Source organism: Actinoplanes ianthinogenes (genome assembly GCF_018324205.1).
GTDB lineage: Bacteria > Actinomycetota > Actinomycetes > Mycobacteriales > Micromonosporaceae > Actinoplanes > Actinoplanes ianthinogenes.
Map to the genome: position 1 here is coordinate 5628338 of NZ_AP023356.1, position 21289 is coordinate 5649626.

Below are 21289 nucleotides of genomic sequence, written 5' to 3' on the forward strand. Positions count from 1 at the left end.
TGAGCAGCAATGACGACAGCGAATGATGAGGAAGTGGCGATAGTGGATCAGGAACCAGCCGCACGGCCCAAACTCCTGCGCCGGTCGGGCACGTTGCTGCTCGCCGCCTTCCGCGCCCATCCGGGTCCGATGAGCTGGGGGCTGGCCGCCGCGATGCTGTACGGAGCGGGACTGACCGTCTGGTCCGTCGCGCTCGGCGAGCTGGTCAACCACGTGGTGATACCGAGGTTCGAGGGCGGCCAGGTGGCCACCGGCACCGTCCTCGCCGTGGTCCTGGTCGTGCTCGCGATCGGCGTGGTCAAGGGCACGGCAGGGCTGATCCTGCGATGGACCGCCACCGCGACCCGGGCCCGGTTCGATGCCACCCTGCGCGAGGCCGTGGTCGAGCGGTACGACGCGCTGCCGATTGCCTACCATCAGGCCCACCCGACCGGCGAGAAGCTGGCGCACGTGACCACCGATCCGGAGGCGGCCGCGGACCTGCCGGCCCGCATGCCGCAGGTGCTCGGCATGTTCCTGATGTTCCTGGTCACCGCCGGCTGGATGCTGGCGGTGGACCCGATCCTGGCAGTGATCGGCGGTGCCTCGATCCCGGCGCTGTTGCTGGTCAACTCCGTGTACCAGAAACGGGTCGAAGGGCTCGCCGTGGAGGCCCAGCAGCAGCTGGGGCGGGTGACCGCAGTCGCCCACGAGAGTTTCGACGGCGCGTTCCTGGTGAAGACGCTCGGCCGGGACCGTGCCGAGCAGGACAGGTTCGGCGCCGAATCGGCCCGGCTCCGCGATGCGAACATCAAGCTGGCCGGTCGGGAATGGCTGATGAACGAGCTGTTCGATCTGATCCCGGCCGTCACGTCGCTGGTCATCCTGGTGGTCGGGGCGTGGCGGGTGAACAGTGGCGCGATCACGGTCGGCCAACTGGTCAGCTTCGTCAACCTGTTCGCCCTGCTGGCGGTGCCTCTGAGCGTGATCGGCAACGTGCTGGCCCACGTGCCGCACGTGCTGGCGGGATACGACCGGGTTCAGAAGGTGCTCGGCGAGACGCCACCGCCGGATGTGGTGGATCCGCAACCGCTGCCGAACGGTCCGCTCGGCCTCAGCGTCCGCGGTCTCGGCTTCGCCTACCCGGACGGCCCGGCGGTCCTTTCCGATGTGAGCTTCGACGTCCCGGCCGGTGCGACCGTCGCGATCACCGGGAGCACCGGGTCGGGTAAGAGCACGCTGCTGCTGACGCTGGCCGGCCTGCTGCCCCCGACCGGCGGCACGGTGCTGCTGAACGGGGTCGACCTGTACCGGGTCGCCGCAGCCGACCGGGCGGCGGCCTGTGCGGCGGTTTTCCAGGAGCCGTTCCTGTTCGCCGGCACGCTGGCCCAGAACGTCCGACTCGACTTCGACGACACCCCGTCGGAAGCACCCGCGGACGCTGACCGGGAGCGGCTGGACGAGGCGCTCCGCCTCGCCCGGGCCACCGCCATCGTCGAGCGCCAGCCGGACGGGTTGGCGACTCGGGTCGGCGAGCGTGGGGCGAGGCTGTCCGGCGGCGAACGACAACGCCTCGCGCTGGCCCGGGCCCTGGTCCGTCGGCCCCGGGTGCTGTTGCTGGACGAGGCCACGTCCGCGGTCGACGCGACCACCCGGCAGGAGATCATGAGCGGGCTGGCCACCAGCCTGCCATCCACCACCACGATCGTCGTCACCACCAGCGCCGCGACGCTGGCCCGGGCCGACGCGGTCGTGTACCTCGACGGCGGCCGCGTGGCCGGTGTCGGCGCCCATGGGGACTTGCTCCGGATCGACGACTACGACCGGCTGATCCGGGGATTCCAGCGAGAGCAGGTAGTGGCATGAGTGCGTTCGCGGTCGACCCCGACGGTGTTGCCGGGTCGACGCCCGCGGTGCTTCGGCGCGGCTTCGCCGCCATCCCGGAGATCCGCGACGGCCTGGCCCTGACGCTCGTCCTCGCACTGGTCGGCGGGTTCGGCCGGCTGGCCATACCGGTCCTCGTCCAGCAACTCCTCGACCGGGGACTCAGCACCGGACACATCGACGTCGGCCACCTGGTTCGCCTGGGCGCGCTGGCGGGCGTGGCGGTGGTGGGCACCGCCGTGGTCAACTGGGTGAGCCTGCTGCGCCTTGCGATCGCCAGCGAGCGCGCACTGTGCGGGCTGCGGATCCGCGCCTTCGGCCACGTGCACCGGCTCAGCGTGGCGTACCACTCGGCCGAGACGCGCGGGAAGCTGGTGTCCCGGGTGACCTCCGACGTCGGGACCCTCAGCCAGTTCCTGCAGTGGGGCGGCATCGCCTGGGTGGTGAACGGCGCCGCCATGCTGGCTGCCCTCATCGGCATGCTGTACTACGACGTCTGGCTGACGCTGGTCACGGTTGCGCTGATCGTGCCGATGGTCGTCCTCATCCACGTGCTGACCGGGCGCCTCGGGCCCGCGCACTCCGCGGTCCGGGGCCGCGTCGCCGATCTGCTCACGGTGACCTCGGAGACGATCCAGGGCGCGGCCGTCATCCGCGCCTACGGCATCACGAAGCCGAGCCTGCGGCGGACCACGGCGACCATCCACCGCTGGCGGGACGCGAAGGCCCGCGCCGGTTATCTGGGCAGCGTGCTGTTCTCCCTCGCCGAGCTGTTCGCCGCGATCGTGGTGGTCGGCGTCGTCGCGGTGGGCCTGGCGATCGGCCCGTCGACCGGGCACACCGCCGGCGATCTGGTCGCGTTCCTCCTGCTGGTGACCCTGTTCCTGGGGCCGGTGGGGCAGTTCACCCAGGTCATCGACTTCACGCAGAATGCCGTGGCCGGCTGGCGACGGGTGCTGGCACTGCTGGACATCGTCGAGGACGTCACCGAGCCGGTCGACGGCCGGCAGCTGCCGGCCAGCCCGCCGGCGGTGGTCGTACAGAATGTCACCTTCGGCTACCCGAACGCCGGCACGGCCCTGACCGACGTGTCGTTCGAGGTGCCGGCCGGTCGCCAGGTCGTGCTGGTCGGCGCCACCGGATCGGGCAAGACGACGCTGACGAAGCTGATCGCCCGGCTGGCCGACCCTGACCGCGGCCACATCCTGATCGGCGGCGTGGACACACGGGAAATCGCGACCGAGTCGCTGCGCTCGCGCGTGGTGGTCGTGCCGCAGGAACCGTTCCTCTTCGACACCACGGTCGAGGAGAACGTCCGGTACGGGCGACCGTCCGCCACCCGTGCCGACGTCGAGCGGGCCTTCCACGATCTGGGTGCGGGAGCGTTTCTCGCCGGCCTGCCGCGCGGCCTGGACACCCCGGTCGGGCAGCGCGGCGAGAGCCTGTCCGCCGGCGAGCGGCAGCTGGTCGCGCTGGCCCGCGCACACCTGGCCGACCCGGCCTGCCTGATCCTCGACGAGGCGACCTCGGCCGTGGACCCGCGGATCGAGCTGACGCTCATCGAGGCGTTGCGCCGGCTCACCGCGGGCCGCACGTCGTTGACCGTCGCACACCGGCTGGCCACCGCCGAACGGGCCGACGAGGTGATCGTGCTCGACGGCGGCCGGCTGGTGGAACGCGGCCGGCACGACGAGCTGCTCGCGGCGGGCGGTGTCTACACCGGCTTGTACGACAGCTGGCGGCGTTCCACGGCCGCCGGCACGGTCGCCTGACCCCGACGCATTTCATCTGTACAGCACGGAAGGAGGTAGGCGATCGATGTCCGATCTCTGCGTACATCAGTTGATCGAGGCCCAGGCGGCGCGCACCCCGGACGCGCCCGCGATCATGTCCGGTGACGGTGTCCTGAGCTTCCGCCAGCTCGACGAGCGGGCCGGCGAGCTGGCCGACCGGCTCGCTGTGCGCGGTGTGCGGCCGGAGGTCCGGGTCGGGGTCGCCGTCGAACAGTCCGCCCGCTGGCTGGTGACGGTGCTCGCGGTGTGGAAGGCCGGTGGCGTCTACGTTCCGCTGGACGCCGCGCTGCCCGCCGGGCTGGTGGCGGGGATGCTTGCCGACGCCGAGGTCGAGCTGGTGCTCCGCGGTGGACCGGAGAGAACGTTCGACGGTGCCGGGTTCTCGGTGGTCGACCTGGCCGACCTCCTGGACGAACCGGCCGGCTCGGCCGAACCGGGCCCGACCGGTGCCCGGCCGGCGCTGTGGCCCGGCAATCTCGCGTACTGTGCCTTCACCTCCGGCTCGACCGGCCGGCCGAAGGCCGTCGGGGTCTCGCATGCCAGCCTGGCCGAACACGCCGCCGCGATTCGGGCGGAGCTGGGCCTGCGGTCGTCCGACCGGTTCCTGCAGTTCACCTCGATGCACATCGACGCCTCGCTGGAGGAGGTGCTGCCGGCGTGGCTGGCCGGCGCCGCGGTCGTGCTGCCGGATACGCCCCGTCCGACGAGCGTCGAGCTGACCGACGTGATGAAGGCCCGCGGGGCGACCATGGTGAGCCTCCCCAGCAACTACTGGCACCAGTGGGCGGACGACCTCGTCGCCGGGATCGTGTCGCTGCCCGACAGCCTGCGCACCGTGTTCGTCGGCGGGGACAAGCTGCGGATGGACCGGCTCGCCCTCTGGATGGAGGCTGTCGGCTCGCGACCCGTGGACTTCGTCGCCGACTACGGGCCCACCGAGACCACGATCAGCTGCACCACCTACCGGCCGGACCCGGCGAACCTGCCCGACGTGGGACTCGTGCCGATCGGCCGGCCACTGCCCGGGGTGACCGTGCACCTGCTCGACGACGAGCTGGCGCCGGTGGCCGACGGGGAACCGGGGGACGTGTGGATCGCCGGCTTCGGGCTGGCCCGCGGCTATCTGGGTGCGCCGTCCACCACCGCCGACCGGTTCTGGCCGGACCCGTTCGGGCCGCCCGGCACCCGGATGTACCGGACCGGTGACCGGGCCAACCGGATGCCGGACGGGAACCTGCAGTTCCTCGGCCGGTCCGACCGCCAGGTCAAGATTCGCGGGTTCCGGGTCGAGCCCGGCCAGGTGGAGAACGCGGTGCGGGCCTGTGCCGGCGTCCGCGACGCCGTCGTGGTCGCGGCCGACGACCCGGTCTCCGGCGCCCGGCTGATCGCATATGTCGAGGGGGAACACACGCCGGCCGCGGATGCGGCGCTCCGCGCCGAACTGGCCGACCGGCTGCCCGCCGTCATGCTCCCGCGGACCATCGTCTGGCTGGACCGGATTCCGCGGTCCCCGCTGAACAGAAAGGTGCTGCCGTCCGAGCTGCCGCCGCCACCACCCGCCGACCTCCCCTTGGACGGCGCGGGCGAGCCCGACGCGGCCACGTCCTCCGGTGTGGAAGGCGTCGTCGCGCGACTCGTCGCCGACGTGCTGGGCCGGCCGGCCGGCGCCGACGAGGACTTCTTCGCGGCCGGCGGCGACTCCCTGCGCGGTCTGCAACTGCTCAGCGGCATCGCCCGGGCCACCGGTGCGGCTCTGTCGTTCAACGAGCTGCGCTCCGCCCCGACCGTGACCGCCCTCGCCGCGCTGGTCAAGGGGACCAGCCGGCGAGACACCGGCGGCGGAGTCGTCGCGGCGTCCGGCGAGCACGACGAATGGCGGCCGGCCTCGCGCGGCCAGGCAGCGCTGTGGTACCTGGACCGGCTGCAGCAGGGTGTCGCGACCTACGCCGTACCCCTCGGATACTGGATTTCCGGACCGCTCGACATCGAGCGGATGGATGCCGCGCTCACCGCGCTGGTGGAGCGGCACGAGGCGTTGCGGACCACCCTCGCGGAACGGGACGGCCGTGTCTGGTCCCGGCTCCAGCCGCCAGAGCCGGTCCGTACCGAGGTGAGATCCGTCGCCGACCGGGCGGCCGCGGCGCGCCTGGCCGAGGCCGAGGCGGCCCGGCCGTTCGACCTGTCCGCCGGACCGCTGGTGCGGTCCTGCTGCTACCGGGTCGACGACGAGCAGCACCTGTGGTTGCTCGATGTGCACCACAGCGTCTTTGACGCATGGTCGCTGGGAGTGTTCTGGCGAGAGTTCGCCGCGCTGTACCAGGACCGCCCGCTGCCTACGCCGTCCGTGCGGTTCGCCGACTACGTGGCCTGGCAGGAGCGCTGGCTGGGCTCGGAGGAGGCGGCCGAGCAACGGCGGTACTGGGAGGAGCAGCTCGCCGGCGACCCGCCGGTGCTGGAACCCGGCCGGCCGACCGGGGCGGAGGGGCAGGACGGGTTCTCGATACCGCTCGAGCTCGCCGGCGTCGGCCTGGCCGCGGTGGAGCGGGTGGCCCGCGCTCATGGATCTACTCCGTTCGGCGTGTTGCTGGCCGGTTTCCTCGGCACGCTGCACCGGATGACCGGCGGCGCCGACGACGTGGTGGTCGGGGTCCCGATGGCCGGCCGGGTCCGGCCCGGTACCGAGGACCTGATCGGCTACCTGGTCAACACCGTGCCGCTGCGGATGCGATTCACCCCCGGCATGCGCTTCCGGGACCTGGTGGAGCGCACCGACGCGGCGCTGGCCGAGGCGCTGTCCCGGCAGGACCTGCCGTTCGTGGAGATGGTCGGCGGTATGTCCCCCGGCGGGGCCGACAACCCCGTCTTCCAGACCATGTTCGTCTTCGAGTCCACCCCGATGGACGGCGGCGGCGAGATCGACGGCCTTCAGATCACCGAGCAGCTGATCCACTCCGGTACCGCCAAGGTCGCGCTGACCTGCACGATGCGGCTGGGCGGCGGGACGCTGGTCGGCGAGGTGGAGTACGCCACCCGCCGCTTCGACCGCCCGTCCGCCGGCCGCTGGCAGGAAGCCTTGCTGACGCTCCTCGAATCGGCACTGGCGGACCCGTCGGCCCAGCTGGCCGAGCTGCCGCTGATGCCGGCCGCCTCGGCCACCGCCCAGCTGGCCGCGATCAACGCCGGCCACGAGGACCGCGGCGCCGCCCGGACGCTGCTGCACGACGGTTTCCATGCCGCGCTGGCCCGGGACCCGGACGCGGTGGCCGTGCAGGCGTGGACGAGCTCGGTCAGCTACGCCGACCTGGACGCCCGCGCCGAGGCGGTGGCGACCGCGCTGGCGGCCGCCGGCATCGGGCCGGAGTCCCTGGTCGGGGTGTGCGTCCCGCGCTCGGTGGAGTCGATCGTGGCGCTTCTCGGGGTACTCCGCGCGGGTGCCGGCTTCGTACCGCTGGATGCCGGCTACCCGGCCGACCGCCTGCGCTGGATAGCCGCCGACTGCGAGATGGCGGCGGTGATCGCCACGGGGCCGCCGCCGGCCGGGCTGGAGGGCCTGCCGATCGTCGACGCGGCCGCGCCGGTCGTCGACGCGGCCGCGCCGGACCGGAGTCACCGTCGGATCCACCCGCGGAACACGGCCTTCGTCTACTACACGTCCGGGTCCACGGGCCGGCCCAAGGGCGTCGTCATCGACCACGGCTGCGCGGCGTCCCGAGTGGAGTGGATCGCCCGGCGGTACGAGCTCGAGCCCGGCCGGCGAGTCGTGCACAAGACGCCGTTGATCTTCGACGTCGCGATCTGGGAGATCTTCGCGACGCTCGCCGCCGGCGCCACCATCGAGCTGGCCGAGGCGGGCTCGGAGACGGACGTGCCGTACCTGGCCGAGCTGCTCGCCGAGCCGGGCACGGTGCTGGCCCACTTCGTACCGTCGATGCTGGACATGTACCTGGCCACCGTTCCGGCCACCAAGTACCCGGACCTCGGCTGCGTGCAGACCTCCGGCGAGGCGGTGCCGGCGGCGCTTCTGGAGCGGTTCGTCGCCCACTTCGATCTCGACCTGCACAACGCGTACGGCCAGACGGAGACCTCGGAGGTCGCGCTCTGGACCGGGCGCTCCTGGCCGGCCGGCGGCGGCGTCCCGATGGGCCGTGCGGTCAACGGCTACCGGCTGTACGTGCTGGACGAAGCGCTCCGGCCGATCCCGCCGGGCGTGGTCGGCGAGCTGTACGTCGCCGGCGTGGACGGCCTGGCCCGCGGCTACCTCGGACAGCCGGAGCTGACGGCGCAACGGTTCCTGCCGCACCCCTGCCCGGTGGTGCCGGGGGAGCGGCTGTACCGTACCGGTGACCTCGCCAGCCTGGACGACGACGGCCTGCTGCACTACGCCGGCCGGGCGGACAACCAGGCCAAGGTCAGGGGCGTACGGGTGGAGCCCGGCGAGATCGAGGCGGTGCTGGAGAGCCACCCGGCGGTCGAGCGGGCCGTGGTGGCGATCCGGGAGGACGAGCCCGGCGTCAAGGAGATCGTGGCCTATGTGGTCGGGCCGGACGCCTTCATCCCCGAGGTCGCCGAGTACCTGGGCGGATACCTGTCCCAGTATCTGCTGCCGGCGGTGTACGTGAAGCTGGATGCCCTGCCGCTGACCCCGTCCGGCAAGGTGGACCGGCAGGCGCTGCCCGTTCCCACCATCCGGGACCGGGAGGCTCGGACCGGTGTCTCGGAGGTCACCTCGGCGATCGAGGCGGAAGTCGCCGAGGTGTGGTGCGACCTGCTGCAGGTCAACCAGGTCGGTCGCAACCAGAACTTCTTCTCCGTCGGCGGCACCTCACTGTCGGCCCTGCAGATGCTGCACCGGATCAAGACCCGGTTCGGGATATCAATCACCGTCCGGCAGTTCTTCGACGCACCGACGATCGCAGGCGTGGCCGGGTGCCTGGAGACGGCGTTGGCCGCCGAGGTGGCCACGATGTCCGACGACGACGTCGCCGAGCGGCTCGGCGATACGGGAGAGGTAAGCCGATGACCACGTTGGACGCGAACAAGCAGCGGCTGCTCATGAAGTTGCTGCGCGAGCGGGCCACCGCGGTCGAAGTGCCGCGCATCACCCCGGTGCCGCCGGGGACCGCTGTTCCGCTCAACCCGCCGCAGGCGGGGATCTGGTTCACCTGCCGGCAGTACCCGGACAGCAGCGAGTACAGCATTCCGGACCTGCAGGTCCTGGAGCGGGCGCTGGACCATGCGACACTGCGCGCCGCCACGGCGGAGCTGATGGCCCGGCACGACATCCTGCGAGTGCGGATGTTCGAGCGCGACGGTGTCCCGATGCAGCAGGACTGCGGCCTGATCGAGCCGCCAGTGACCTGGCACGACCTGCGGCACCTGCCGGCGGACGAGGCGGCGGCGCGCGCCACCGAGATCAGCAGCCAGGCCGCCCAGCGTCCGATCCCGCTCGACGAGCCGTGCTTCTTCACGATCATCGGATTCGCGTTGCCCGGCGAGCGCACCATGCTGGCGACCAACTTCCACCACCTGGTCGCCGACGGAATCTCCCGGGAGCAGGTCGTCCGGGAGCTGGACGCGTTGCTGGCCGGCCGGACACTCGACCCGCCCCCGCCGGTTGGCTTCCTCGACTACGTGGCCTGGGAACGCGAGAACACCGACGAGGCGAGGGTCCAGCGCGACCTGGACTACTGGACCCAGAATTTGACCGGTGACCTGCCGGTGCTGGACCTGCCGAGGGACCGTCCCCGGCCGGCCCGGGCCAGCCGGGCCGCATCCACCGTGCCGGTCACGATTCCCGGTCCGTTGCTGACTCGGCTGCAGCGGCTGGCGGCAGACGACGGGGTCACCCTGTTCGTTGTCGTCCTGGCCGCGTACAAGCTGTTTCTGGCCCGGATGGCGGGGCAGCGGGACATCCTCGTCGGCGTCCCGCTGGCCGGCCGGGACCACGAGGTCGCCGAGTCGATGGTGGGCTGCTTCGTGAGGTCGGTGCCACTGCGCACCGACTTGTCCGGTGACCCGACGTTCCGCGAGGTCGTCCGCCGGGTGCACGAGGCATTCCTGGAGGCCCACGACCATCAGGCCGTACCGTACGCCCGGGTGGTGGCCGCACTGGGGTTGCCCCGGCTGTCCGGGGTGCACCAGGTGTTCCAGACCATAGTCACTCTGCAGCATCCGGTCGGCGGCTCGGGCCGGGCGTCCGCGAAAAGTGTGGCGCTGAACACCAACGCCATGCCGGTAGACCTGGCCCTGATCATGCACCCGGACGGCGACGCGATCGACGGCATCATGCTGTACTCGGGCGACCTGTTCGACCGGGGGACCGCGCTCCGATACGCAGGTGTCCTCGAGGGTCTGCTGGCCGCGGCCGCCGAGCGGCCGGACGCGCGAGCGTTCGAGCTGCCGCTGCTGTCGCAGGCAGAACGAGAGCGCGTTCTGCACGGGCCCGACCGGGACGTCCGGCCGGACGTCGCGTACCGCACGCTGGCGCAGCCGTTCGAGGAGCAGGTCCAGCGGGCCCCGGACGCGATCGCGGTGCGCGGTGCCGAGGGCCAGTTCAGCTACGCCGAGTTGAACGCCCGGGCCAACCGGCTGGCGTGGTTCCTGCGCGACACCGGGGTCGGTCCGGGAAACGTCGTGGCGCTGTACCTTTCCCCCGGGGTCGACCAGACGGTCGCGCTGCTTGCCGCGGCTAAGGTCGGTGCCCCGTACGTAAGGCTCGATCCGGAGGAGGACCGGCTCCGGGCGCTGCTGGACGATGCCGCCCCGGCTGCGGTGATCGTTGACGGGTCGACGGCGGGCCGCGTGCCGGCAGGGCCGTGGCAGGTGCACTCGTTTGCGGAGTCCGGCGGGTGGGCCGAGGCGCCCGCCGACGACCTGCCGGTCGAGGCGACGGGGTACGACCTGCTGTGCCTGCGCTACGCCGCGCACGCCACCGACCGGCCGGCCGCGATCGCGTACCCGGTCGAGGGGGCGCTGGCCGAGCTGGCGCAACTCAAGCACGACCATCCCCTCGGCGCCGGCGACGTGGCGCTCCTGACGACGCCCGAGGACTGCTTCTGGCCGCTGTCGCAGGGCGCGACGGTCGCGTTGGCGCCGCCGGCGGTGTACCGGGACCCGCGGCGGCTGGCGGACCATGTGGAGGCACACGGCGTCACGACGCTTTCGGTCGTACCGTCGATGGTGCCGGACGTGGCCGGGTTCACGGGCGACCTCGTCGCCGGCTACGGGCCGGCCGAGACCGGACGGGTCACCGACCAGGGTCGGCCGGTCGGCGACCGTGCCCTCTACGTACTGGACGAGGCGCTGGCGCCGGTGCCGATCGGCGTGGCCGGCGAGCTCTACGTCGGCGGCGAGATCGGCCTCGCCCGCGGGTACCACCGGCGGCCGGCGCTGACCGCGCACCGGTTCGTGGCCGACCCGTTCGCTGCCCCCGGCGCCCGCATGTTCCGCACCGGCGAGCTCTGCCGGCGCCGGGAGGACGGCGTGCTGGAGCACCTCGGCCCGATCGACCGGCAGGTCCGGATCCACGGCCTGCGCGTCGAGCCGGCCGAGATCGAGGCGGCCTTCACCGACCAGGACGGCGTGTGGCGCGCCGTCGTGACCGCGGCGCCGGACGGCGGCCTCGCCGCCTTCGTGGTGCCGAACGGGGAACGTGAGCTGACCGGGGGAGGACTCGTCGACGGCGCCGCTGCGCGGCTGCCGGAGTACCTGATGCCGGCAACCGTCACGGTCGTGGAGGAGATTCCCCGCAGAAGCAGCGGCGAGATCGACGTGGCCGCGCTGCTCGACCTCCGGGACCGCGACACGGAAGCTGACCGCACCGACGCACCCGAGACCGAGCTGGAGGCGCGGCTGGCCGGGATCTTCTGCCGGCTCCTGCGCCGGGACTCGGTCTCGGTCACCGAGAGCTTCTTCAACATGGGTGGCCATTCGCTGCTGGTCTTCAAGCTGATCGAGGAATGCGCGAGCGAGTTCGGGCTGAAGCCGAGCGTCCTGGACGTGTTCACCGGCCCGACGGTCCGCGCGCTGGCGGCGACGCTGGGCGCGATGCGACCCGCAGCGGGCGTGGAGCCGCTGGTGAGCCTGGTCGAGCACCCGGGCGCGCCGCTGGTGGTCTTCGTGCACGCCGCGAGCGGTTCGGTGCTGCCGTTCTACCAGGTGGCCAAGCGGCTGGGGCGGGAGTTCGCGGTGTACGCGCTTCAGTCGCCGCCGGACGTTCCGCCGGCGTCGATCGAGGAGATCGCGGCCCGCTACGTGGACGAGGTCGACGCGGTACGCGGCGTCGCCCCGGTCGTGGTCGCCGGCTGGTCGATGGGCGGCGCCGTGGCGCTGGAGATGGCCCGCCGCTGGTTGCATCGCAACGAACGGGTCGCCGCGACCCTGCTGCTGGACACCTGGGCGCCGCCCGCGTTCATGTCCGCGGCGGAGGACGCGGCCCGGGTCCGGGCTTCGGTCCGGGCACTGGACGTGCTGCGCCTGGAGGGGGCCGACGCCACCCCGGCGACGCAGGCCGAGCTGGCCGAGACCGTCGAACGCAACCGCGCGGCGTTCCTCGACTACCGGCCGGAGTACTACCCGGCCGAGGTGGACCTCCTGCGCGCGAGCGACCCGCTGCCCGCCGACGCGCCGCCGTTCCCGGCCGGCTACATGGACGGCGACCGCGGCTGGTCCGCCGTCGCCGCCGAGGTGACGACCGTCGAGATCAAGGGAAACCACCTGAGCCTCTTCGACCAGGAGCACGCCGACCAACTGGCGGAGGCGATCAGCGCCGCGATCGCCCGGCGGATGGGCTACGAGGAAATCTGAGCGCGACGGGCGGCGGGCGGGCGGCGGTGCGCGGAAGGTACCGCCGCCGGGATTCCTGCGAGCCGTTGACCCCCGGCCTCGCGGCCCAGACCAATCAACGGGCTCGCCGAAGGCGCACGTGAACGAGCCGATCGGCAGAGGGTGGGGAATTGCCGGGCCCGGCGAGGTGGCGACGTCAGGACCGAGCCGGTTCGACGCCGATCGCATCGATCTCTCGGATCACGGAGACGATGTCGTTGAGCCGGGGATCCGGTTGTGCCGGTACTTGTCCTCGCCGGACACCAGGACGCATCCGTGGTGGTCGAGGTCGATCGAGTCGCCGGACCCGCTGAGGCGGTCGATGTGCTCCTAGACCCGCACGGACGGTGAGACGTAACGCGACACCAACCCCACGCGCCTGGTGGTACTCGTGTTGGGGTACGAGCTGTGGACGCACTTGTCCAGGAAGATGACGAACTGGCCGGCCTTCAACTCCATGTCGACGATCTCGTGATCGTTCGGGTCCCTGTCAAGCTTGACCTCTGCGTAGTCGTAGCCGTTGTGGGACTTGTTCTCCACGTTGTAGGACTGCTTGTGGCTGCCGGGCAGGAAACGTAGGCAGCCGTGCTCCTTGTCCGTCTCGGAGAAGGCCGTCCAGACGAACAGCTCCTGCGCGGCGGCCGGGGACTCCTCGGTGTCGCGCAGCGCGGGATACGAGACGGTTTCCGACTCGTTGTACGCAGTGAATGCATCGACCTGGTGCCAGCCCGTTCCCGGGCTGCCGGGCTCCTTCTCGAAAATGTGCGTCTTCCAGCACATGATGTCGTCGCCCATAAGGCTGCGAAGCTTATGGACAATCGCCGGCTGAGCAATGTTCCGCGACAACGTATCGCAGTCCAGGTGCCGGTTGCAGTTGATGGTGGTCGAGTCGTGCGGCTTGTTCGCCGACGTAACCATCTCGATCATGGCCTGGCTCCAGACCTGCGGAGCCTCGTCCTCGGCATAGAGGTCGAACGGCCCAAGGAACCCGTTCTGATTGAAGGATTCCACCTGTTCGGCCGTCAGCCCTCGGATCGCCGGGTCGTTCGTTCTTTCCGCCACCTTGACCCCCTTCTTTCGATGAGGTATCCGCCAGCCGGACAAGCCTGGAACGAGGAATGCGGGGCGGGCCGGTCGTGCCAACCGTAGGCGGCGCGGACGGACGGGTCTTGTCACTGAAACGGGGGTCTGCATCGGTGCGACACCCCAACCCTCACGTCGTGCCATTCACTTGCGGGGGCGGGATTGATACGGGAAAATGTCCCGATGCCTGCTGAGTACACCGAAAGTGATCAGTTCCGTGGTGGCCGCATCTACCAATGCGATCTCTCCAGCCTCGAGATTCGCGATTGCGACGTCACCGGCCTGAAGATCGTGGACTGCTATGGGGGTTCTGTCTCCCTCGGTGGCGGCTTCGAGCGTGTCGTTGTCAATGACGTCGACGTGACCGCCTATGTCGAGGCCGAGCTCGACCGGCTGCATCCCAACCGGGTGCTGGCCCGTGAGGCCGCGTCCGCCGCCGAATACCGGGCCGCTTGGGATGCCATCGAGAAGCAATGGGGGGAGACGTTCGACCGCGCCAGGCGCCTACCCGAGGCGAAGCTGCACGAGCAGGTCGACGGCGAGTGGTCGTTCGTCGAGACGCAGCGGCATCTGCTGATGGCCGGCGATGCCTGGATCGGCAGCGCCGTGCTCGAGGAGGATGCGCCGTACCACCCGCTGGGCATTCCTGGCGGCGGGATACCGGCCGACGAAGCGTCGGCGAAGCTCGGGCTCACCCTCGATGCCACCCCGACGCTTGACGAGGTACTCGCGCCGCGGCTCGCCCGCATGGCCACGGTGCGCCGGGTCGTCGACGAGCTCACCGAGGCCGAGCTCGACCGGGTATGTGGTCGCAAGCCGGCCGAGTACTACCCGGACAAGGACTACGTCGTACGCCGCTGCCTCAGCGTCGTGCTCAAGGAAGAGGCCGAGCATCACCGGTACGCGGTGCGCGACCTCACGGTGCTCGAGGCCGATACCCGAACCGAGTGAAGGCGCCCACCGAGCAGGAGCGCTGACCGGCCGGGCGACTTCCCGCCGCAGTGCGGCTGCCACGAACACGGCCAACTACTCGGTGAGTGCCATCGAACGCTGCCTGGAGCGGGCCAGCCGGTTCCGTCGGCTGGCCCGCCGCTTTCCACTGCACCGGAATCCTGTGCCTGGCATCCGCTCTGATCTGTTGTCGGCGAGCCGACCGGATCGACCACGGCTGGCAGGAATCCAGGCGGCGCACCTCGACGCCGCCGGCCGGCGGGACCGGGTCACCTGGGCGGGTGAGGGTGGCGAGGAACTCGCGGCGCGGCACCGAGCCGCCGGCGCGGGCCAGCCGGTGCTCGATGTCTTGTGCGGTGGGGCAGGTCAGAAGGGGCAGGAGGACACGGTGTCGTCCGGTGATCCGGCGGAGCCGCCCATCCCGGCCTCCCGCATCAGCCGGGCGATCGGCCAGCCGGCGCCGCTGGGATCCGCCTCGTAGCGGCGGATCACCGACTCCTGCACGTCCGCCGGCTTCTCCTGGCTGAGTTTGAACAGCGCCTCCACCGACTCGATCGTCAGCCGGAAGGCACCGACGCCGTGCACGATCCGGCGGAAGTAGTCGACCGAGGAGGTCTGGTCCCAGCCCGCGCCGAAGCGATCCTCCAGGCGAGCGGCCGTCCACCGGACGACCTCGAGGGTCTCCTCCTGCCCGCGGATCAACCGGAGGCGGCCGCAGACGTGCACGGCCGCGAAGTTCCACGTCGGCGCGGAGGGGTCGCCGGGGTAGACGGCCGGCGTGACGAAGCCGCCCGGCCCGTCGAACATCAGCCGGGCGTACGTGCCGTCCGTGAGCGCCTTCCAGTGCGGGTTGGCGCGGTTGAGGTGGCCGAGGATCTCGGTGCCGACCAGCGGGCCGGACTCGGGCTCACCCGGCGCGACCAGGGCCGGCAGGCGGGTGGCCAGGGGAACGGTCGTTCCGTTCGTGGTGAGCGTCGCGAGGGGGTGGCCGTCGATGATCCGGCGGTGCCAGACCTCGTCCTTGATCCGGTAGTGGCTCGGCACGAACATGGCTACCGACACACTCCGTAGGCCTGGCGGCCGCGCGGGCCGGTCGCGGCCCGAAGGAAGCCGGTATCCGGGTCGACACCGGCGGCGCAGACCTTGCCGAGGGTGGACGCCGGCACCACGTCGAGCCGGTGGCCCTTGCGCTCCAGGCCGGCGAGCACCTCGGGCCCGAGCGAGCGCTCCGCGACCAGCACGCCCGGCCGGGAGGCGCGCGGCGCGAACGACTGCGCGAAGTGGTCGATGTTGACGGCGGGGAGCTCGGTCGCGGCCTGCGGTTCCAGCCCGAACTCCGCGATCGCGAGGAACACCTGGAGCGTCCACTGGTCCTGCTGGTCACCGCCCGGCGTGCCGAACGCCAGGAACGGCTCGCCGTCGCGCAGCACGATACTGGGGCTCAGCGTCGTGCGCGGACGCCGGCCGGGCGCCAGCGAGTTCGGGTGGCCGTCGACGAGCCAGGCGGTCTGGCCACGGGTGCCGAGCGGGAAGCCGAGATCGGGGATCACGGGTGAGCTCTTGAGCCAGCCGCCGCTGGGCACGGCCACGGCCAGGTTTCCCCACCGGTCCGCGACCGCGACGGTGCAGGTGTTCCCGGCGCCGGCCTGCGGCGCCCCGACGGTCACGGTGGGTATGCCGCTGCGCAGCTGGGTCATCCAGTCCGGCTCGTCGGCGCCCGGCTGCTCCGGTTTGGCCTGCGGGATCCAGGGCTGGCCGGGGCCCACCCGGCCGGGTTGGGGGTCGAGGGCCGCACGGTCGCCGATCAGCGAGCGCCGCAGCGCTGTGTACTCCGGCGCCAGGAGCTCGGCCATCGGCACCGGTGTGTGCGCCGGGTCCCCGTACCAGGCCTCGCGGTCGGCGAACGCGAGCTTGGCCGCCTCCGCGAGGGTGTGGACGTAGTCGACGGTGCCGAGCCCCATGCCGCGCAGGTCGCAGCCGGACAGGATCGCCAGCTGCTGGAGGAAGACCGGGCCCTGCGACCACGGCCCCGGCTTGTAGACGGTGAAGTCGCCGTACGGCAGCGCGCACGGTTCCTCGACGGCAGGCTGCCAGGCCGCCAGATCGTCGCCGGTGAGCAGGCCGCGGTGCCGGCCGCCGGTGGAGTCGAGCACCTCGGTGGTACGCGCGAAGCTGTCGATCGCGTCGGCGATGAAGCCCTCGTAGAAGGCCGCCCGGGCCGCCTCGATCTGGCCCTCCCGGTCGGTCGACGCGGCCTGCGCCTCGCGCAGCAGCCGCTCGTAGGTGCCGGCCAGCGCGGCGTTGCGCATCCGGGCGCCGGCCGCCGGTACCGCGTCGCCGGGCAGGTAGGTGTGCGCGGACGCGGTCCACTCCGTCCGGAACAGCGGAGCCATCGCCTCGACCGTCGCCGCGGCGCCGGGCAGCAGCGGGTAGCCGCCGGAGGCGTATCCGATCGCCGGTTCCAGGACGGTGGCCAGTGGCATCGTGCCGAACTCGGCGAGCAGGCGCATCCAGGCGCCGAACGCGCCCGGCGCGGTCGCGGGGAGCAGGCCCGCCGCGGGCATCTGCTCGATGCCGAGCGCGCCGAACCGCTCGATGGTCGCCGCCTGCGGCATCGGGCCCTGTCCGCAGATGACGCGTACCGTGCCGGCCGAGCGCGGGTAGACCGAGATCACGACGTCGCCGCCGGGCCCGTTCGAGTGCGGCTCGACCACCTGGAGGGCGAAGCCGGCGGCCGCGGCCGCGTCGAAGGCGTTACCACCCTGGTCGAGGATGCTCATGCCGACGGCGGACGCCAACCAGTGCGTCGAGGCCACGGCGCCGGAGGTACCGGTGAGCTGGGGTCGCAGGACGGTCATCGCTGGGTTGACCCGGTGAGCAGCAGGCCCAGACAATACGTGCCCGGTTCGGCCTTGCGGGTGACGAAGTGGTGCACCGTACCGGCCGGGATGAAGAATGTCGCCGGCGAGGTCAGCGTGTGGTGCTGTCCGTCGGCGACCACCTCGATCACGCCACCGCCCGGATTCGGTGACAGCAGCAGATAGATCTCGGGACACTCGTGGGTGTGCGGATCGGCCACCGGCTTTCCCACCTTGTCGCTGAGCTCGCCGCCGGCCAGTTCCAGGCACAGCCCGCCGTACATGTCGTCGGTCAGGTAGAACGGTGTGGGTGCGTGATGTCCGGGAATCTCACGGAACAGCGGAAGATCCATGCGGGAGGCCGGGGTGGCGGCCGCGACTGCGGAGCTTGCGGAAGGGGCGTCCATGGGGTGTTCCTCCGGGTACGGCGGCGTCGAGGACGGATCAGGCCGGGGTCAGGTGGAAGATGAAGCTGAACGCGGGAAGTTCGATGAGCCGCTGATCAGCGAGACGCCAGCCGCTCTCATCGATCACCGAGTACCACTCGTCGAGCGTGGGCAGGTACTGGTCCATGATCGCGTGCACGGTCTCGAAGCCGAGCGTGAACATGGGCAGGTCCGGGCCTTCGACGCCGACGGACCGGCAGGTGTCGCCGAGGAGGAGGTTGCGTGCGTTGGGGAAGGTCTCCCGGAGCTTCTGCAGTGTCTTCACGCAGTTGTCCCGTGGCCAGAAGTCGTGCCCCATGAGGAAACAGGTGACCAGCTCGGCGTCGGCGTACTCCGGCCTCGGCGACATGTTCAGCACATCATCCCGGTGCAGCGTGATCCGGTCCGTCAGGTTCGCATCCCGGATCGCCTCTCCCGCGACCGCCAACGCCCCCGGGGCGATATCGACCCCGATGGCCCGGATCGCGGGTTGCCGCTCGGCCAACATGATGATCCGATCGCCGCTGCCACAGCCGAGATCGGCGACGGTCGTGTAGTCGATACCGTCGAGGAGATCCCGCAGCGGCGGGTCGAAGAAATTGCGGGCGATGCTCCGGCAGGCCACGCTGATCGCCCGCGAGTCGCGGCGCATCTGGCGGTCGGAGCCTTCATCGGTGCGAACCAGGGTGGTGAGATTGGTGAAGAGCTCGCCACAGCCCCTGGTCAGCCAGTAGAAGAAGCCCCGGGTACGGAACGCCTCGTCGAATCCCGGTCCGCGCCGGGCCAGGTTCGTCTCGGCGTCGACGACCACGATCCTGCGGCTGGACAGCGCGACAAGGATCCGGTCAACCGCCTGCGGGTGGGTGCGGGTGCGGGCGGTGAATTCGGGTACGTCGACGGCGTCCCGGTCGGCGAGCTCGTCCAACAAGCCGATGTCCCAGGCCGCGCCGAGAGCGGCTGCGGCCACGGCACCGTTGAAGGTGTCCGCACAGTATCGCGCTTCCTTGGACAGAGGGGTTGTCGCGGCGGTCATGTCTTCCTCAACTTTCACATCGTGGAGCTGGTCCGGACCGTTCTCGATGGGTGGGCCTGGGTAGCCGGCGCGCTCACGAGGCTCAGGATCTCCAGGACGCAGTCCGTCAGTCCCGCCTTGCGTCGCATCACCTCCGGGGTCCGCAGGCGGGGCGGTTCCTCGTGCGCGCTCGGCGCGAAGGAGGGGTACAGGCCGTTCGCGGTGACGTCGAGAAAGATGGCGTGCAGTCGGCGGACCAGCTGGCTGGTGACAGCGAGCGGGGAGACGGCCGCCGTACGGTTGGTCAGGAAGATGCCGTCGTACAGCCACATCAAGGTGTCCCGGGGGATCTGCTGCCGGCCCTTCGGTTTGGGACTCTGCAGCAAGGACACCTCTCCCGTGGACAGGACCTTGTCCGCGATCCCCTCGTGAACCTGCTCGTTGAGTTCGCACTCGTGGCGCAGGGCTTCCGCGACGGTGCCGGAGCCGATCGTCACCTTGCCCCGGATCAGCGGCCGGACCGCTGGATAGTCGCGGGCCCAGGCGCCGGTGAGATTGACGTGCTGGCGGGCCATCGGCATCCGGATGACCGGTCCGTAGATGTGCCGGGGAGCGGAGCTTCCGTACATCAGCATCAGCGAATAGCCGCACACCAGCAATCGCGCCTGCGTGGCGAGCTCCTCGTGGTCGACCCGCTCCGCCTCACTCTCCCGCAGGATGGCCCCGAGCATCTGCCACAGCAGGAAGGTGGTCTGGTGGGCGGTGATCCACCGGAACCAGAACAGACGGTCGATGTCCTCGGCATTGTCCGGACGCAGGTTGTGGATCGAGGCGGGTGACGCGTGCGCCAGCCGTTCCCGCAGGTCCTCGATCCGCGTCGGGTCCACGGGCACTGTTGGGGATACCCATCGGGAGGGCAGGGCCAGCGGCTCGAGCCCGTAAGGATGACCCCCGAACTCCCATTCCGCGCCGGACGGGAGGGTGGTGACGACGGCCGGTGCCTCAAGCGGATGCATCGGCGGCATCCGTTCCCTCGGAGGTGTCCGGAAGGTAGGTGAATTCGAGCTCCAGGCCGTTCACGTCGTACGCGTAGAAGCTCTGCATGCCCTGACCGTCGATGTCGATCTCGGTGGCCGGCTCGGCGCGAGCGAAGGTGAAGCGGCCCGATTCGTACAGCTCCCGATACCGGCCGCGCCACAGTCGCAGCTGTTCCGGCGTGTCGACCCGGATGCACAGGTGCTGGAACTGGTTCACCTCGCCGGCCGGCGGTCCGTGCGTACCACGGTCGCGGGTGAACAGGTGCAGGCGGATGTCGCCCACGGCCACCTCGACCAGGCGGGTCAGGCCGGGGAGCCGCCGCCGACTCAGGTCGGAGAAGCCGCTGCTCATCTCCCAGGAGACCGTGCAGCCGAGAAACTCCCGGTACCAGAGGACGGCGTTCTCCAGGTCCATCGTCTGGATGCCCACGTGGTCGATCGCCCCGGTCAGCGGAACCGGGCGGGCCGAGGCCTTGCCCGGCGCGGCCACGTCAGATGTGGTTGGGGCCAAGGTTCTTTCCTGTCTTCGGAGGAGTTCCGCAGTTCTCGGGCAGCCGGCGGCTCGCGTGGTTATGTGTAGGGGGACCGTTCGATGGTGAAGTAGCGACGCAGCTCCTCGATGTGCGGGAGGATTTCGGTGTCCTCGCAAGCGCGCGCGATGTCAAGCATCGTTCGCCACACGAAGTCGTCGCCACCGTCGTACCGGTAATGCTTTTTGATGACGATGCTGAATATCTCGTCGACCGTTTCCATTGTCATGACGTCGGCGAGCCGCAATAGGCTGGCGCGGTCGGCATCGGTGACCGGTGGTCGTTTGACTATCCGGTCCTCCGGAATGCCGGCGTCGACGCTGTGGCCAGGGATCGTGATCAATGGCTTTTCGGACGGCGCGTTCACGAAGTCGAGCATGAGGTGGATCCGCGCCTCGGTGGAGAGCACCGCCAGCGAGTGGATCACTGAGGCGTCGAGGAACCAGATCTCGCCCCGGCGCATCCGGTACACGGTGTTGCCCTCGCTGAACAAGCAGTTCTCGTTGGTGACGAGGGGGATGTGCGCCCGGTGGGCGTTGCGGGTGTCGTCCGGGATGTCGCTGAGCTCGAGCAGGTCCCGGTGCGGCAAGGCCACGCTGTTCTGTACCTTCGCCAGCCGCACGAAGTTCAGCCGATCCAGATCGACGACCGTGCTGATCAGCTCGCGGAGATAGGGAAGCTGGTTGCCGTACTCCGTGAACGCGCCGGGCTGGTGGTGATCGTATTTGGTGACCACTCCGTCGCCATCGGCTCCGCCCGGGGTCCAGAGCATGCAGCTCTTGTAGGCGCCGCGGGAAAGGTAGTCGCTGTGCGCTTCGGACCACGGAAGTGAATCGCTGTGCTCGAGGTCTTTGGCGAGGCGGACGTCATCGAGTGGGGTGTCCGCTACATAGTGGGTTCGCATCGGATCACGC

The 21289-nt window shown here is 70.8% G+C and carries 13 protein-coding genes; 5 read left to right on the plus strand and 8 right to left on the minus strand.

Annotation, left to right across the window (positions count from 1 at the left end):
• Positions 1-42: 42 nt before the first annotated feature.
• The 4 genes from Aiant_RS25535 to Aiant_RS25550 are packed head-to-tail and all read left to right on the plus strand — an operon-like array spanning position 43 to position 12461.
• On the plus strand, positions 43-1845 hold the full coding sequence (locus Aiant_RS25535) for an ABC transporter ATP-binding protein (protein WP_212846516.1): 1803 nt from the start codon (positions 43-45) through the stop codon (positions 1843-1845).
• On the plus strand, positions 1842-3635 hold the full coding sequence (locus Aiant_RS25540; protein ID WP_189329367.1) for an ABC transporter ATP-binding protein: 1794 nt from the start codon (positions 1842-1844) through the stop codon (positions 3633-3635). Before Aiant_RS25535 ends, Aiant_RS25540 begins: the two co-directional genes overlap by 4 nt.
• Before the next feature lie 46 nt (positions 3636-3681).
• On the plus strand, positions 3682-8676 hold the full coding sequence (locus tag Aiant_RS25545; RefSeq protein WP_189329368.1) for a non-ribosomal peptide synthetase: 4995 nt from the start codon (positions 3682-3684) through the stop codon (positions 8674-8676).
• Positions 8673-12461, plus strand: coding sequence for a non-ribosomal peptide synthetase (locus Aiant_RS25550; RefSeq protein WP_189329369.1), 3789 nt, complete (start codon positions 8673-8675; stop codon positions 12459-12461). Before Aiant_RS25545 ends, Aiant_RS25550 begins: the two co-directional genes overlap by 4 nt.
• 348 nt (positions 12462-12809) lie before the next feature.
• Here the strand turns inward: Aiant_RS25550 and Aiant_RS25555 are convergent, their stop codons facing one another.
• Complete coding sequence (locus Aiant_RS25555) at positions 12810-13541, minus strand: phytanoyl-CoA dioxygenase family protein (RefSeq protein ID WP_189329370.1); 732 nt, start codon at positions 13539-13541, stop codon at positions 12810-12812.
• Between the two features lie 204 nt (positions 13542-13745).
• Here Aiant_RS25555 and Aiant_RS25560 point away from each other — a divergent pair, with 204 nt between their 5' ends.
• Positions 13746-14513 carry a DinB family protein gene (locus Aiant_RS25560; RefSeq protein WP_189329371.1) on the plus strand — a complete coding sequence of 256 codons (768 nt, stop codon included), beginning with the start codon at positions 13746-13748 and terminating at the stop codon, positions 14511-14513.
• A 366-nt stretch (positions 14514-14879) separates the two neighbouring features.
• Here Aiant_RS25560 and Aiant_RS25565 read toward each other — a convergent pair whose 3' ends face one another.
• From Aiant_RS25565 to Aiant_RS25595, 7 genes are all read right to left on the minus strand, one after another.
• On the minus strand, positions 14880-15563 hold the full coding sequence (locus Aiant_RS25565; protein WP_189329372.1) for an FMN-binding negative transcriptional regulator: 684 nt from the start codon (positions 15561-15563) through the stop codon (positions 14880-14882).
• Positions 15564-15565: 2 nt separating this feature from the next.
• The gene (locus Aiant_RS25570) at positions 15566-17371 is read right to left on the minus strand and encodes a gamma-glutamyltransferase family protein (protein ID WP_189329373.1); all 1806 of its coding nucleotides are present in this window, start codon (positions 17369-17371) and stop codon (positions 15566-15568) included.
• Complete coding sequence (locus Aiant_RS25575) at positions 17368-17778, minus strand: cupin domain-containing protein (protein WP_189329374.1); 411 nt, start codon at positions 17776-17778, stop codon at positions 17368-17370. The genes Aiant_RS25570 and Aiant_RS25575 overlap by 4 nt, the downstream gene beginning before the upstream one ends.
• A 37-nt stretch (positions 17779-17815) precedes the next feature.
• Complete coding sequence (locus Aiant_RS25580) at positions 17816-18829, minus strand: class I SAM-dependent methyltransferase (RefSeq protein ID WP_189329375.1); 1014 nt, start codon at positions 18827-18829, stop codon at positions 17816-17818.
• A 14-nt stretch (positions 18830-18843) separates the two neighbouring features.
• Positions 18844-19695 (minus strand): L-tyrosine 3-hydroxylase, encoded by an 852-nt coding sequence (locus Aiant_RS25585; protein WP_189329376.1) that lies wholly within the window; start codon positions 19693-19695, stop codon positions 18844-18846.
• 115 nt (positions 19696-19810) lie between these two features.
• Positions 19811-20356, minus strand: coding sequence for a VOC family protein (locus Aiant_RS25590; protein WP_212846517.1), 546 nt, complete (start codon positions 20354-20356; stop codon positions 19811-19813).
• A gap of 59 nt (positions 20357-20415) precedes the next feature.
• Positions 20416-21279 (minus strand): aspartyl/asparaginyl beta-hydroxylase domain-containing protein, encoded by an 864-nt coding sequence (locus Aiant_RS25595; protein WP_189329377.1) that lies wholly within the window; start codon positions 21277-21279, stop codon positions 20416-20418.
• Between the last annotated feature and the right edge of the window lie 10 nt (positions 21280-21289).

What these genes read in the sequence shown, in the direction of transcription:
- Aiant_RS25540 (WP_189329367.1), top strand. Translation starts at nt 1,842, where the DNA reads ATGAGTGCGTTCGCGGTCGACCCCGACGGTGTTGCCGGGTCGACGCCC.
- Aiant_RS25545 (WP_189329368.1), top strand. Translation starts at nt 3,682, where the DNA reads ATGTCCGATCTCTGCGTACATCAGTTGATCGAGGCCCAGGCGGCGCGC.
- Aiant_RS25550 (WP_189329369.1), top strand. Translation starts at nt 8,673, where the DNA reads ATGACCACGTTGGACGCGAACAAGCAGCGGCTGCTCATGAAGTTGCTG.
- Aiant_RS25560 (WP_189329371.1), top strand. Translation starts at nt 13,746, where the DNA reads ATGCCTGCTGAGTACACCGAAAGTGATCAGTTCCGTGGTGGCCGCATC.
- Aiant_RS25565 (WP_189329372.1), bottom strand. Translation starts at nt 15,563, where the DNA reads ATGTTCGTGCCGAGCCACTACCGGATCAAGGACGAGGTCTGGCACCGC.
- Aiant_RS25570 (WP_189329373.1), bottom strand. Translation starts at nt 17,371, where the DNA reads ATGACCGTCCTGCGACCCCAGCTCACCGGTACCTCCGGCGCCGTGGCC.
- Aiant_RS25575 (WP_189329374.1), bottom strand. Translation starts at nt 17,778, where the DNA reads ATGGACGCCCCTTCCGCAAGCTCCGCAGTCGCGGCCGCCACCCCGGCC.
- Aiant_RS25580 (WP_189329375.1), bottom strand. Translation starts at nt 18,829, where the DNA reads ATGACCGCCGCGACAACCCCTCTGTCCAAGGAAGCGCGATACTGTGCG.
- Aiant_RS25595 (WP_189329377.1), bottom strand. Translation starts at nt 21,279, where the DNA reads ATGCGAACCCACTATGTAGCGGACACCCCACTCGATGACGTCCGCCTC.